At 47.4% G+C, this 13,041-nt stretch carries 12 protein-coding genes; 4 read left to right on the top strand and 8 right to left on the bottom strand.

Annotation, left to right across the window (positions count from 1 at the left end; translation table 11 throughout):
- Positions 1-43: 43 nt before the first annotated feature.
- From K6T22_RS05685 to K6T22_RS05695, 3 genes are all read right to left on the bottom strand, one after another.
- Positions 44-340, bottom strand: a complete 297-nt coding sequence (locus K6T22_RS05685; RefSeq protein ID WP_238239351.1) for an MGMT family protein — start codon at positions 338-340, stop codon at positions 44-46.
- Positions 337-1,305: a cation diffusion facilitator family transporter gene (locus tag K6T22_RS05690; RefSeq protein ID WP_238239353.1), complete on the bottom strand. Its 969-nt coding sequence runs from the start codon at positions 1,303-1,305 to the stop codon at positions 337-339. The genes K6T22_RS05685 and K6T22_RS05690 overlap by 4 nt, the downstream gene beginning before the upstream one ends.
- A 122-nt stretch (positions 1,306-1,427) precedes the next feature.
- Complete coding sequence (locus K6T22_RS05695) at positions 1,428-1,913, bottom strand: pyridoxamine 5'-phosphate oxidase family protein (protein ID WP_023467736.1); 486 nt, start codon at positions 1,911-1,913, stop codon at positions 1,428-1,430.
- Between the two features lie 163 nt (positions 1,914-2,076).
- On the opposite strand from K6T22_RS05695, the gene K6T22_RS05700 reads away from it, so the two are divergent.
- The gene (locus tag K6T22_RS05700; protein ID WP_238239354.1) at positions 2,077-3,087 is read left to right on the top strand and encodes an LLM class flavin-dependent oxidoreductase; all 1,011 of its coding nucleotides are present in this window, start codon (positions 2,077-2,079) and stop codon (positions 3,085-3,087) included.
- A 19-nt stretch (positions 3,088-3,106) separates the two neighbouring features.
- On the opposite strand, the gene K6T22_RS05705 is transcribed toward K6T22_RS05700, so the two are convergent.
- On the bottom strand, positions 3,107-4,378 hold the full coding sequence (locus K6T22_RS05705) for an MFS transporter (RefSeq protein ID WP_238239355.1): 1,272 nt from the start codon (positions 4,376-4,378) through the stop codon (positions 3,107-3,109).
- Between the two features lie 121 nt (positions 4,379-4,499).
- Between K6T22_RS05705 and K6T22_RS05710 the strand changes: the two genes are divergently transcribed.
- Positions 4,500-5,690, top strand: a complete 1,191-nt coding sequence (locus K6T22_RS05710; protein WP_238239357.1) for a helix-turn-helix domain-containing protein — start codon at positions 4,500-4,502, stop codon at positions 5,688-5,690.
- A 28-nt stretch (positions 5,691-5,718) separates the two neighbouring features.
- Here the strand turns inward: K6T22_RS05710 and K6T22_RS05715 are convergent, their stop codons facing one another.
- Positions 5,719-5,898, bottom strand: coding sequence for a hypothetical protein (locus K6T22_RS05715; protein WP_238239358.1), 180 nt, complete (start codon positions 5,896-5,898; stop codon positions 5,719-5,721).
- A gap of 88 nt (positions 5,899-5,986) precedes the next feature.
- Positions 5,987-7,420, bottom strand: coding sequence for a C40 family peptidase (locus tag K6T22_RS05720; protein ID WP_238239360.1), 1,434 nt, complete (start codon positions 7,418-7,420; stop codon positions 5,987-5,989).
- 194 nt (positions 7,421-7,614) lie between these two features.
- On the opposite strand from K6T22_RS05720, the gene K6T22_RS05725 reads away from it, so the two are divergent.
- Positions 7,615-9,327: an ABC transporter ATP-binding protein gene (locus K6T22_RS05725; protein ID WP_238239361.1), complete on the top strand. Its 1,713-nt coding sequence runs from the start codon at positions 7,615-7,617 to the stop codon at positions 9,325-9,327.
- A 114-nt stretch (positions 9,328-9,441) separates the two neighbouring features.
- Positions 9,442-10,302, top strand: coding sequence for a DUF4003 family protein (locus K6T22_RS05730; protein WP_238239363.1), 861 nt, complete (start codon positions 9,442-9,444; stop codon positions 10,300-10,302).
- Between the two features lie 78 nt (positions 10,303-10,380).
- Here the strand turns inward: K6T22_RS05730 and K6T22_RS05735 are convergent, their stop codons facing one another.
- Together K6T22_RS05735 and K6T22_RS05740 are read right to left on the bottom strand one after the other, a co-directional pair.
- A complete protein-coding gene (locus K6T22_RS05735; RefSeq protein WP_238239364.1) occupies positions 10,381-11,628 on the bottom strand; it encodes a lysine N(6)-hydroxylase/L-ornithine N(5)-oxygenase family protein in 1,248 nt (415 codons plus the stop codon).
- 77 nt (positions 11,629-11,705) lie between these two features.
- Entirely contained in the window at positions 11,706-12,836 is a 1,131-nt protein-coding gene (locus K6T22_RS05740; protein WP_238239366.1) for a S1C family serine protease, read from the bottom strand.
- Positions 12,837-13,041: the final 205 nt, after the last annotated feature.

The following is a 13,041-nucleotide window of genomic DNA, read 5'->3' on the forward strand; positions in this document are numbered from 1 at the left end:
GGGGTGACTGGTCCAAGAACCGGTCACCCCTCTCTTTTTGTATCTATTCGCTTCTTACTTGATAACGCGATAAATCGAGTTGACGAGCCGTTAGAAACTCGATTCCTTCTGCTTCAAGCGCGAGTCGTTGTTCGTCACCTTCAAGCGACAGTTTCCCACCAGCAGCAAGAACACGGTGCCATGGTAGACGTTCCGTCTTACTCATGCTGTGAAGAATCCGCGCCACTTGTCGTGCACTCCGTGGATGACCGGCGAGTCGAGCGACTTGTCCATAAGTCATGACACGACCAGCTGGAATCGAGCGGATGATTGCTAAGACTTCTTGCGTGAATGGGGTCATGTTTCGTCCGTAGCAACGATGTACTGTTGAATCTTATCGTCTTCATCAAAACCAATCGTTACGTCAATAATCCCTTGTTGCAGGCGAATCTGCAGTTCGAGACGGTCCTTGATATCGTCCGCTTGTGCAATCGTCAACGTCGGATCAACTTCAATCTCTACTTCGACGTGGAAGTGATCTCCTTCTTTAATGACTTCAAGCTTACTGATGTCTTTGACGTCAGGATCTTTCATGATTAGTCCACCAAGGCGAGCTGCCATCGTCTCATCGGCTTCACCAAGCGCACCAGCTGCATTTTGCAAGAAGACGTTCCCGACGACATAAAACATCATTAGTCCAATCAGGATTGAAGCAATTCCTTCTGCCTGATGGAACGGTGTCACATGCGAAATGACGACAGCGATCATCGCGACGACGCCACCAGCTGTTGCGACTAAGTCTTCGAGGAACACAAGACGTGTTGCTGGTTTCGCTTGTTTGAGTGAGCGGAAGCTGTCGAGAATAAGACGTGGTCCTTTTGAGTCGAGTTTTGCGTCATGAGCAATTTCCTGCATCGCTTTAACAAATACACCACTCTCTAAAACGACACCGACGAACAAGACGGATAACGTAATCCAAAAACCTGTCGATTCGGTCGGTTCGATGATGTGGGCGATCCCTTCATGAATCGTTTCGTACGCCATGATGCCGACGAAGAGGATCGCACCAAGTAACACGAGATTGACGAGACGACCGAAGCCGTTCGGGAACCGTTTTGTTGGTGCCTTTTTACTGAGGGCAGAACCGATGAAGACAAAAAATTGGTTAGCAGCGTCACCGAGCGTATGCATCATCTCCGCGAACATGGCGACATTTCCCGTCAAGACATAGGCGACTGCCTTAATGATAGCGATGACGGAGTTAACGATTGCTGCCGTCAGCGCCGACCGGTTACCCCGGCGTAATAACGTAATGAATTCTCCCATGATTGTACTCCTTTTAGTTAAGTTACATATTAGTTCATTTTCTTATGTTATCCTATTTTTTTCAAAACGACCACTCTGACATACAAAAACCCCCACGCAAAGAGCGTGGGGGAAGAGGATGATTAAGATAGGTCGACTGTTTTGTTGATTTCGTTCTCATCGTCTTTACCGACGACTTTTTTCAATACTTGTTTGACGGATTTCGTCGTGTTTCCTGTTTCCCAGTACTCCGCTGCTTCCGTGTTGACCTTGATCAAGACGACTTTTGGATCTTCGTATGTCGTTCCGAGATAGGCTTCATAACGTGGGCTCCAAAGCTCTTTTTTCCGTTCGATGTCTTCGACAAGTTCTGCTGTCCCGCGGATCGAGACGTATGATTTATCGACGTATGCAACGTTGACGCTCGGGTTTTTAAGTAGTTCTTGATATTTGTCTGTCTCTTTTGAAGTGAGGAACCAGAGGTCGCCATCAAATTCGATATCTTGTGTTTGCATCGGACGGGATACGAGTCCTTCTGCTGAAATCGTCGTCAGCATGGCTGTTTCAATTTTATCAATCAGTTTCTTGACCGTTTCGACTGCTTCTTGATTCGTAGTATGTGTTGACATGTAACTCCACCTCATTCGTTAGATTTTTATGCTCACTTAGGCAATGTTCCCTTAATCCGAAAATGAAAACGTCCCCATCGTGGAAAGAAGCAGTTTCGTTGCACGGTACAACGAGGAGGCGTACAGTGTAGGTACGTATTCGAAAGAAAAAGGAGAGACATACATGAAACTTAGTATTTTAGACCAATCCCCGGTCTCTAAAGGACAATCCCCATCTGATGCTTTACACGAAACGGTCGAGCTCGCGAAAGTTGCAGACGAACTCGGTTATCATCGTCTGTGGGTATCCGAACACCACTTTGCAAAAACACTAGCTGGTTCGAGCCCGGAAGTCTTGATCGCTTACATGGCGGCCGTGACGAAACAGATTCGTCTCGGTTCAGGCGGTGTCATGCTGCCGCATTACAGTGCCTATAAAGTCGCAGAGAACTTCCGTGTCCTTGAAGGGCTTGCACCAAACCGGATCGACCTTGGACTCGGTCGGGCACCAGGCGGTATGCCGCTTGCGACACGTGCGTTGCAGGAAGGTTCGTCCCCACGTTTTGGTGGAGCCGATTACGGCGAACAACTCGATGATCTCGTCGATTACTTGAAAGACGGTGCTCCTGCCGGACACCGGTTCGCAGGACTCGTTGCAACACCAGAAATCGATACGACACCAGAGGGCTGGTTGCTTGGATCAAGTGGGGGTAGTGCCTTGAACGCCGCACAACGCGGGTTCGGATTTGCATTTGCTCACTTCATCAATGGACAAGGTGGTCAGGAAGTGATGGATTACTACCGTCATAATTTCATGGCGACGTCGTTCAATGAAACACCACAAACGCTCGTCTCGATCTTCGTGACGTGTGCTGAAACGATGGAAGAAGCAGAACGTCTAGCGTCAAGCCTGGATCTGTCACTGCTCTTACTGGAAAAAGGCGTCTCGTCGACAGGAACGCCTACTCCTGAAGAGGCAGCAGCTTATCCGTATACGTTCCAAGATCAGTTCCGAATCGCTGAAAACCGCAAACGAATGATCGTCGGTAATCCGGAATCTGTTGCGAAACAATTGCAGGAGCTTGCCGATTCATATGGAACGGACGAAGTGATGATCGCTTCGATGATCGCAGACAAAGAAGCAAAACAACAATCATTAAAATTGATCATGGACGCTGTCAAAGCGACGGTTTGACCGATACGCACGTCCTTTCTCACGAAGTGAGGGAGGACGTGTTTTTTGCGTCTGCTACAGGAACGCTCTCGGACAAGATGTCTTTACGAAGTCGGAGGAATCCGAATAACGCTGCACTGAATAAGCCGACTGTACCGACTCCAAGTAGCACGATGATAGACACATGATCACTGAGTAAACCAAACAATAGGGTACCGATTGGCATCATCGCCATGGCGACCGATTCAAGGACACCGATGACACGTCCGAGGTAAGCTGGATCGGTCTGTTTTTGCACGATGAGCTGTAGCGGAATGTTCATCCGTAAGACGAGCATGCCGTCGAGGAACAATAGAACCATGAAAAAAGGTAGAAGGAGAGCAGATGGAACGTAGCCGAGTAGCGCAAGTGCAGGAAGTGCGTAACAAGAGGCGAGTAAAAAGAGCGACTCGAATATCGTTCGTAACGGACGTTTCACCGTAAAGCGAGGTAAGGCAAGGAGCAACGAAGCGACAAGAAGACCGGCACCAAGTGCGGACTCGACCAGTCCAAACCGAAATGGTGTGAATTGCAGTCGATCGAGCAAAATGATTGGTAATAAGATTTCGAAAGCGACAAAAAAGAAGTTCAGGACGATCGCCATCAGCACAAGCGTCGTTAGTACGGGTTGACGAAACAGGTAGCGGTAGCCTTCTTTAAACTCCGTGACAAAAGATGGAGTATCGCCATTATCTGGAGAAGAAGAGGTATCGACTGCATGAAAGCGGAGACGACTATTCCACCAGGCAGCAGAAGCAAACAAGAGAAACGGTAAAACCAAGAATTGCGTGATCGAGACAGCGGCGATGAGCAATCCCGCAACGAGTGGAGCGGTAATCGTTGAGGTCGATTGAATCGTCGAGAAGAGGGCGTTTCCGCGTTGTAACTCCTTTTCTTGCACAAGTCGTGGTAGCGAGCTTGATAAGGTGACGGACAGGAACGTTGACAGGCTCGTCAAAAGGACACTTGCGACGATGTAATGAACGGTATGTAGAGGGGCTTGTAACGAATAGAGCAAGAGTCCAAATAAGACGAGTGCACTTAGACTCTCGGTCGTGACGATGATTCGTTTGCGGTTCCAGCGATCAGCGAGAACACCCGCGATCGGTGAGAGCAAAATTCGTGGCACGGATCCTGCAAGCAGGACGAGCGCGAATTGAAAACCAGACGACGTTTCCCGTAAGACGGTCAGTCCAGCGACGAACGTAAAGAGACTTGCCGCAAACAACGAACAAAACTTTCCGAATAAGACACGTTTCAAATTAAATGACATCATTTCCACTCCTTTAGAGTTAAATTAAATTGAACTTTAGTGTAGAATAAAGGAGTGGAAGAAAAATGTAAAGAGTAAGTTCAATATAATTTAACTTTTTGTTATAAAAGGAGTGACCGCTGTGCTAGGGGAACGTATCAAACAGATCCGAAAACAGAAAAAAATGACGCAAACGGACGTTGCGACCGGTATCATCACGAAGTCGATGCTCAGTATGGTCGAGAACGGGAAAGCAACCCCGTCTTTACCAGCATTACAAGCGATTGCTCAGCGATTACAGGTGACAGTCGAGGAATTGATGCTTGATCCGCGGGATGTTCAGATGCGCAAACTCATTGAAACGATCCGTTCACGGAATACCACGTATCATTCGGACGAAAAAGTTCAGGAAATCTTGCGCCCGTATTTAGTTCCGGAGACAAATTCCTACTGGCAAGGGCAGGTCTTTCATGAATACGGCGATGCTCTCCGAATGTCTGATCCGGAGCTTGGTTTGACATATTTCGAGAAGGCAGAGCAAGTTTTTCAACAGCTCGGTCGTCAAGATGAACAATTACTTGCTCAAATCGCAAAAGTCTACTTTTTATTTAATTTAAAACGAACAAAGGAAGCTTATGAGCTGATCGAAATCATGGACGTTCCACGCGAGATTCCACTTGCGCCGAAAACCTATTTAAAATTTCAAATCCTTCGTGTGCTACGATCGAGTATGTTCGATGATCACTACGCAGAAGCGATTGCGCTATTGCGTGAAGGGGTTCAATACATGCGGGAACAAGATGTCTATTACCATGTCATTTCGTTTCAACGTTTCCTCGGTTTGTTTTTGTATCTGGAAGGGGAAGTCGAACAATCACAGCGAGAGTTTGATCGATTGGAACAATTTTTTGCATTTAGTGAAACGAATGCCGTTGGACGGATTGAAGTCGATTTGACGAAAGGACTTATCGCGATTTTTGAAAACGATTCGAACGGGATGCAAATGGCGTGGGAAAAACTCGTCGCTGTCGCGATTGATGACGCGAAGCATTACATTGGACAACTGGAGATCCATCTCCTTGTAAACGGCATCGAATTACCAAATCAGACGCTTCAGCAGAGCGTCGATAAGATCTGGGAGATGCAAGATGCGTGGCTTGCAGCAAGTGGATTTGACCAAGCGATGATGTTACGGACACTCGTGTTAGCGATGCAACAAGGTGTTGGTCAGGAACGTTTGGAAGATGTTCAGCGATTGAAGGATGAACTTCAAAGCGAACGGCTAAGAGACGATCTCGAGCAAGAGATACAAGCGTTGATTAATATTCAATAACGAAAAACAAGCATGAAGCGAGTACGCTTCATGCTTGTTCGTGTGATGATGTCGTTCGTCTAACAATAAGTAAAACGCATGCGACGACGGAAACGATCAAGTGTCCGATATAGACGTCTCCTGTCTGGATGTAATGCAAGAGCATGGAGCCACCAAAAATCAGTAAGGCAAGAAAGAGGAGCCGGACATAGAGTGTTGCGTAAGACATGCAGACACATCCCTTCTATATCCAGTATATCCCAAAGAAGGGTGAGCAGTCAAAAAAACATCCACCCCGAGGGATGGATAAGAAAAGTTTAAAGTGATTTAAAGCCTAATAGTTTTTGCGTCCAGTAACGTTCCGATACACGGCTGATGCCGAGTGCCGGTGTGTTCGCATGGATGAACTGATCGTTGTTCAGCATGATCCCGATATGCGTCGGACCGGCGGCATATGTGTTTTCGAAGAAGATGATATCGCCACGCTTCGGTTGACGTAATTTTGATAACTTCGCTCCGAGGTACCGATCATCGTTCCAGTAGCCGTTGACGTTCGTCCGTCCGACTGCATAGCCAGCGGCATTCAACGTATAGTTAATGAATCCAGAGCAGTCGAATCCACCATTGACGGGGCTACTTGATCCCCAAACGTATGGTGTACCAAGATATTGTTGACCAATCGAGATCGCACGTTCCATCAATGTCGAACCAGGAACGGTCGTCACAGGAGGTGTCGTCGGTGTGACCGGAGGCGTCGTCGTGACGGATCCCGTCGTGATGTAACTCTTCGCGACATAGTAGAGACCCGTTCCGATCTTGATCTGGTACCAGCCGCTATCTTTTCCTGTCGTTTCACCCGTGACGTTGACCGTCGAACCGTGTCCGACTTGTGTGAAGACTTTAGACGATGTCGAAGGTAACGTGCGGACGTTCAGCCCGGTTGGTGCATTGACGCGATACGTCTTCGAGGTATCGACTGGTGTCAAAGAGACACCAGGAGTCGTCGGCGTTGTTGGTGGAGAAGCTTTTGTTGAGGCTTTGACGTAGGTCGAAGCGACATATGCTTGTTTTCCATCGAGCTTTACTTGATACCATGAATCGACGGCGCCTGTGACATCGAGAACCGTCTGGTGTGGCAATGTCTTATAGACTTTTGCATTTGTTGCTGCGGCAGTCCGCGCGTTCAAGCCTTCCTTCGCATTGACCGTATAGACCTTCGAGCGATCGACCGCTTTAACGACATGTTTGACGGGAGTCGTTGCTGGTGGTTTCGAATCCGTCGTGACGTTCGACGTCTTTTTACTGACTAATGTCGCGTGGACATAAGCCGTTTGTTTCTTATACGTAATCTGATACCAATCACCTGTTTTTTTCTTAACAGTTAAGATTGTGTTTTTTGCCAGTTTTCCAAGTGATTTCGAACTCGTCGTTGCTTTTTGACGAATGTTGACGGCATCGGTATTCGTTATGTAAGTCGTAGTTGTGGGAGCCTTTTCCGTCGTTGCTTTGACATATGCTGAAGTAATGAACGCTGGTTTCGACTGATACCTAATTTCGTACCAGCTGTTGACCTTTTTGACAGCCGTTAGTTTCGTACCTTTTTTTAGAGTCGTGATGACCTTCGCGGAAGTCGAGGCAGCCGTGCGAATATTGACGTTATCCGTCAAAGTCAGTGTCGTTGACGCAGCCGAAACCGGGACCGTGGTACCGATCAGAGCAAACGTCGTGAGGGCGAGAACAGTCTTTTTCACGTGACATAGCTCCTTCCAAAAATGGGTGAAAATCGTTGTTACCATTTTGTCATAAAAAGCGACAATTTCCCTGATTTAAAAATATATTTTTTGTCTGAAAAACTGTGCTACCATTTTGCAGAAAAACAAATGTCTAGAAAGAGTATTTTCAAAAAAGTTCGAGTACACTAGGAGTATTGGAGAGGAGGCTACACATGTTACGTCGTTTTTATCAGTATTATATCCCGCACAAACGTCTTTTTTGGCTGGATTTCACATCTGCCTTATTTGTCGGGATTTTAGAACTAGCCTTTCCGCTCGCTGTCCAGTGGTTCATCGACTCCTTGTTACCAAACGGAGAGATGAACTGGATCATCCTCGTCAGCGTCGGATTATTAGCGTTATACGTGATCAGTACGATGATGCAGTTCGTCGTCAACTATTTCGGACATAAGCTTGGGATCAATATCGAGACCGATATGCGTCGTCAGTTGTTTAGTCATGTTCAGAAACAGTCGTTTCGTTTCTTTGATAATACGAAGACGGGTCATATCATGAGCCGGATCACAAATGACTTGTTTGATATCGGAGAACTCGCGCATCATGGTCCAGAAGATGCTTTCATCGCTGTCATGACGCTGCTTGGTGCTTTCTCGATCATGTTGACGATCAACGTGCCGCTCGCACTCGTGACGATCATTGCCGTACCGTTTTTGATCTGGCTGATCAGTTATGCGAACGTCCGGATGAATAAATCGTGGGACCGGATGTACGGCAATATCGCGGAAGTCAATTCACGCGTCGAGGACAGTGTCTCTGGTGTCCGTGTCGTTCAGTCGTTTACGAACGAAGCTTACGAAATCGAGCGTTTCGAAAAAGACAACGCGACGTTCCGGCAGTCGAAGATCAATGCCTACAAGGTCATGAGTAAGAGTCTATCCGGCATCTACTTGACGACTCGTTTGATGACGCTTGCCGTCTTAGTCGTCGGAGCCTACCTGACGTATCGTGGCACTTTAACGGCAGGGGAACTCGTCGGATTCATTCTCTATATGAATATCCTGTTGAAGCCGATCGATAAGATTACGGCGTTGCTTGAGATGTATCCGAAGGGGATGGCGGGCTTCAAACGATTCCTCTCGATGATTGATGAAGATGCATCCTTACCTGATGCGCCAGACGCACTCGTCGTCGATCGGTTGAACGGTGGCATTACGTTCAAGGATGTCGCGTTCGGTTATGAAGCCGACCGTCTGATTTTAGAAAATATCAATCTGACGGTCGAACCAGGGCAGACGGTCGCTTTCGTCGGAACGTCGGGGGCAGGGAAGACGACAATCTGTTCGTTGATTCCACGCTTTTATGATGTCTTAGACGGAGCAATCACGATTGACGGAATCGATATTCGACAGATGACGAAGGAGTCATTGCGACAACAAATCGGGATCGTCCAGCAGGATGTCTTCTTGTTCTCAGGGACGATCGCTGAAAACATCGCCTACGGTGACTTGAACGCGACGCATGACCAAATCGTGCAAGCAGCAGAGCGGGCGCATCTCGGACCAATGATCGCGGATCTTCCGGATGGATACGCCACACAAATTGGGGAACGTGGACTAAAACTGTCAGGCGGACAAAAGCAACGACTCGCCATAGCGCGGATGTTCCTCAAGAACCCGCCGATTCTGATTCTCGATGAAGCGACGTCAGCTCTTGATACGGAAACGGAAGCACTGATTCAGGAATCGCTTGCCGAGTTGTCTGAGAACCGGACGACGCTCGTCATCGCACACCGTTTAGCAACGATCCGGAATGCTGATAAGATTTTTGTCGTCACGAAGGACGGAATCGTCGAAGAAGGCTCGCATGACGAGTTGATGGATCAAGGTGGTTATTTCTCCCGTTTATTAGAACGACAGCGCGTTTAAATGAATGAAAGGCAACGGACCTGGTCCGATGCCTTTTTTTGTTCGTTCAAAAATAAGGTTGTACAAGTCGATTTTAGGGAAAACGATCCATAGAAAAGAAGGAGAGGTGGAAGGATGTACGGTCAATTCTGTGAGAACTATGATGAGAGTTATCCCGTCTTACGGGAAGAGACGTCACATGATTTCCATCGTTTTTTTGCGCTGTCGTACACGATTCATGATACCGTTTTTGAACAAGCTGTCTATGAGCGGCTGATGCGGACGATCAAACAAAAGACATCGCGCTTTTCAGCGCTCCGGAGCCGCTATACACCATTGCTCGTTGCTCATGTTCAATTGAATAGTACGGATCCAGATTTCTTGATCGAAGAGATCATCGTCGCGGAAAAAAAGATTAAACATCGCCTGATTCGTGATAAAGGCGTCCGTCCATTTTTTGCACTCAACGAGGTACTAAATCGTCGGCAAGGCATCGATGCATTTCCCTATATGGAACGCCTGCATGCGACACGGCCTCATCTGAATGCTGCGAAGCAGTACGTCGTGACATCGACCTTGCTTGAACAGAAGCCATTACCAAAGGAATTTCTAGAGCGGGTCGATACATCAGAAGAGTGGCTCGCGCAATATATGGAACGGACGAGTGAACGTGTCATTACTGCGCAAATCTTAGCGGCGCATCCAGATCCTTCAGCGCAACAGGAACGAATCATTGCATGGCGGGAATTACTCGAACGGCGAGAAATCATCATTTGGGATCGTTTAATGCCGATTCTTGCGTTGTTACCGTCGATGGAACGTGTCGACTGGATTTATGTGACACGCATTGTCGATCGGGAGCGAGCACGGAACCGTTTTTCTGACGAGGTCAACTGGTTGATTGCCTTTCATCTGTTACTCGCTAAAACGGGTGTGACACGAGTTCAAGCTACTTTGTTACTACTAGCAGCACTAGAACTGACACAAAAACCTTGAAGTGAAACAGAATAGAAAAAATGGACGACTGATGACCTGTGCCATCGATCGTCCATTTTTGATGTGCGGTTCTTTGATTTAATCAAACGTCGTAAACGTCGCATGTCGTTCGACCGGGTAGAGTTCCGTACCAGCGACAGCGTTCAAAATCAATTGGTTCCGCGAAACGGACATTCCGAGATTATCCGCAGCCGGACCATGTGACAGCTCTAAATTAGCGGTTGCATAAAGATGATGCGGTGTATCGACCGAACGTTCAATTCGATAGTCGGCATCGACTTTCCAAGCATTCGGTGCTTCGAACACGATGTCGAGTCGATCGATGAAGCTCGGAAGGGAAGGGGAAAAGCCAGTTGCTGCGATGACGGCATCTGTTACGGATACGCGGTCATCCCCGCGTTCTTGATGTTGCATCGAGATCGTGAAACGGTCATCGTATGTGATTTCTTTTACTTCGAGATTCGCGCGAATCGCGACCTGTTGCTGTTCCTCTTCCGTTAAATCATAGAGGTGGGCATAGATCGATTGTAGCGTCTCAGGACTGATCCCATTTTGCGAACGAGCGAACTTCTTGACCGACTCTTGGCGTACTTCAAGAGGAAGTTGGTTAAAGTACGTGACGTAACTCGGTGAAAAAATTTCTTCGCCAAGCTTACCCGTCTCAAGTGTCTCGAACAGTGTCGATCGCGCAATCCATTCGAGCTCAGGTCGCTCTGGAGCAGACGTCGTCAAGAGATCGAGGAAAATCTCGGCAGCACTTTGACCGGAGCCGACGATGCTGATCTTTTCGCGCTGAAGGAGTTCTGCTTTATTCATGACATACTGCGTATTGTGAATGACACGGTCGTCAAACGATTCAGGAATCGCGGGTTTGGAACCAGTACCGATGACGACGTTTCGCGCTTCGAACGTTTCACGTTTACCGGTCGAGACATCTTCGACGAGGACTTCAAAACTATCGCCTGTATCTTGGACATCGATGACACGTGTCGAAAATCGTAAATCGTCAAGTTGTGTCGCCACCCAACGTAAGTAATCGTTATAGCCTTGTCTTGAGATTAGAAGTTTTTCATAAAAATAGAAGGTATGAAGACGGTGAATCGATCGTAAGTAATTGAGGTAGGAAAACGAACTTGTCGGATCGGCGAGTGTGACGAGATCGGAGATGAAGCTCGTCTGCATCATCGAGTCTTGAATCATCATGCCAGGATGCCATGAAAATTGTTCACTTTCGTCAAAAAATAACGTCTTTAATTCTGTCGGATGCGCTAGTGCGCTCAATCCTAAGTTCATCGGTCCAATACCGATGCCGATTAAATCATACATAGAAAAAGCCCCCCAATTCGATATTGTTCTAAAACAATACCCGAAAAGGAAGGCGGATGAAACGTGAGGCGGAAGGTTTACAGCTGATCGGTCGTCGTTGTCTTAGTCTCGACCGTCATCTGCTTCCCATCACGGATGATCGTCAGTGAGAGCGGACCATCTGATTTGATTAATGCTGTTTTGATGTCAACGAACCCTTTAATATCGGAATCATTGATTTTCGTGATGACATCACCTGTTTTCAGTTTAGCTGCGGCAGCCGGACTGTTTGGTTCGACCGACATGACGACGACACCTGTTTTCTGACTATCTGGTAGTTTAACTTGATCTTTTAGATAACCAGCAGGGAACGCCGCGACGTCTTGCAAGGAGACACCAAGTGTCGGATGTTCGACTTTACCGTTTGTCTCCAGTTGTTTGAGGATTGGCAACGCATCATCGATTGGGATGCTGAAGCCAACTCCTTCGACACCAGACTCGGCAATTTTCATCGAGTTGATTCCGACGAGTTGTCCTTGTTCATTGATCAAGGCACCACCCGAGTTTCCGGGGTTGATGGCAGCATCGGTCTGGATGACCGTCGTATTGAAGTCGTCCTGTCCATCACTATTCGTATCGACCGGGACAGTTCGGTCTTTTGAACTGACGATTCCGCGTGTGACGGAGTTTTGGAATTCACCGAGCGGGTTACCAATTGCAAGAACGGTCTGACCTGCTTTTAAGTCAGCCGATTTTCCGATCGTGATGACGCCAGGAACGTCGCTTGCGTCCACTTCAAGCACAGCCAAGTCATATGTTTCATCGCTACCGAGCAATTTTGCTGAGAGCGTCTTGCCGTCATTCAACGTCACATCAAGTTTTGATGCACCATCAACGACGTGATGGTTCGTAATGATGTATGCTTTTCCATCTTCTTTCTTATAGATGACACCAGATCCTGAACCAGCCGCCGCTTCTTGTTGCGACATCGAATTGCCTGCTTGATAGTTTGTCACGGTCACGACGGATTTTTGAGCGGTAGCGACTGCGTTCGTCACAGGGTCACTTGTCGTCGTCGAGACTTGTTTTGGCATGCCATTTGATAACGGTGTATCTGCAACTTGCTGTTCTTGATCGAGTAGAATCGGAAAGGCGACCGTAGCCGTCAAGACTGCGCCGATGATGCCTCCAGTTAATCCAGGTAAAAGTGCTTTTGTTTTTCCAGCCATAAGTCATCATTCCTCTCTGTGTGATTTCTGACTTCATCATAGCAAATGTAGCAACCTCTTTCCTGATTACGGGAGACATTCCGAAATGACTCATCATTCCCCATAATTCGACGACAATTTCTAAAAGTTGAGATAATCAGGTCGTTTCGATACACTGAAGCTGTCTCGAACATATATTTCATTAACAGAAAGAGAGTGTGAAACA

Origin of the sequence: Exiguobacterium acetylicum (assembly GCF_022170825.1) — a bacterium.
Classification (GTDB): domain Bacteria; phylum Bacillota; class Bacilli; order Exiguobacteriales; family Exiguobacteriaceae; genus Exiguobacterium_A; species Exiguobacterium_A acetylicum_B.

What these genes read in the sequence shown, in the direction of transcription:
- K6T22_RS05685 (WP_238239351.1), bottom strand. Translation starts at nt 340, where the DNA reads ATGACCCCATTCACGCAAGAAGTCTTAGCAATCATCCGCTCGATTCCA.
- K6T22_RS05690 (WP_238239353.1), bottom strand. Translation starts at nt 1,305, where the DNA reads ATGGGAGAATTCATTACGTTATTACGCCGGGGTAACCGGTCGGCGCTG.
- K6T22_RS05695 (WP_023467736.1), bottom strand. Translation starts at nt 1,913, where the DNA reads ATGTCAACACATACTACGAATCAAGAAGCAGTCGAAACGGTCAAGAAA.
- K6T22_RS05700 (WP_238239354.1), top strand. Translation starts at nt 2,077, where the DNA reads ATGAAACTTAGTATTTTAGACCAATCCCCGGTCTCTAAAGGACAATCC.
- K6T22_RS05705 (WP_238239355.1), bottom strand. Translation starts at nt 4,378, where the DNA reads ATGTCATTTAATTTGAAACGTGTCTTATTCGGAAAGTTTTGTTCGTTG.
- K6T22_RS05715 (WP_238239358.1), bottom strand. Translation starts at nt 5,898, where the DNA reads ATGTCTTACGCAACACTCTATGTCCGGCTCCTCTTTCTTGCCTTACTG.
- K6T22_RS05725 (WP_238239361.1), top strand. Translation starts at nt 7,615, where the DNA reads ATGTTACGTCGTTTTTATCAGTATTATATCCCGCACAAACGTCTTTTT.
- K6T22_RS05730 (WP_238239363.1), top strand. Translation starts at nt 9,442, where the DNA reads ATGTACGGTCAATTCTGTGAGAACTATGATGAGAGTTATCCCGTCTTA.
- K6T22_RS05735 (WP_238239364.1), bottom strand. Translation starts at nt 11,628, where the DNA reads ATGTATGATTTAATCGGCATCGGTATTGGACCGATGAACTTAGGATTG.
- K6T22_RS05740 (WP_238239366.1), bottom strand. Translation starts at nt 12,836, where the DNA reads ATGGCTGGAAAAACAAAAGCACTTTTACCTGGATTAACTGGAGGCATC.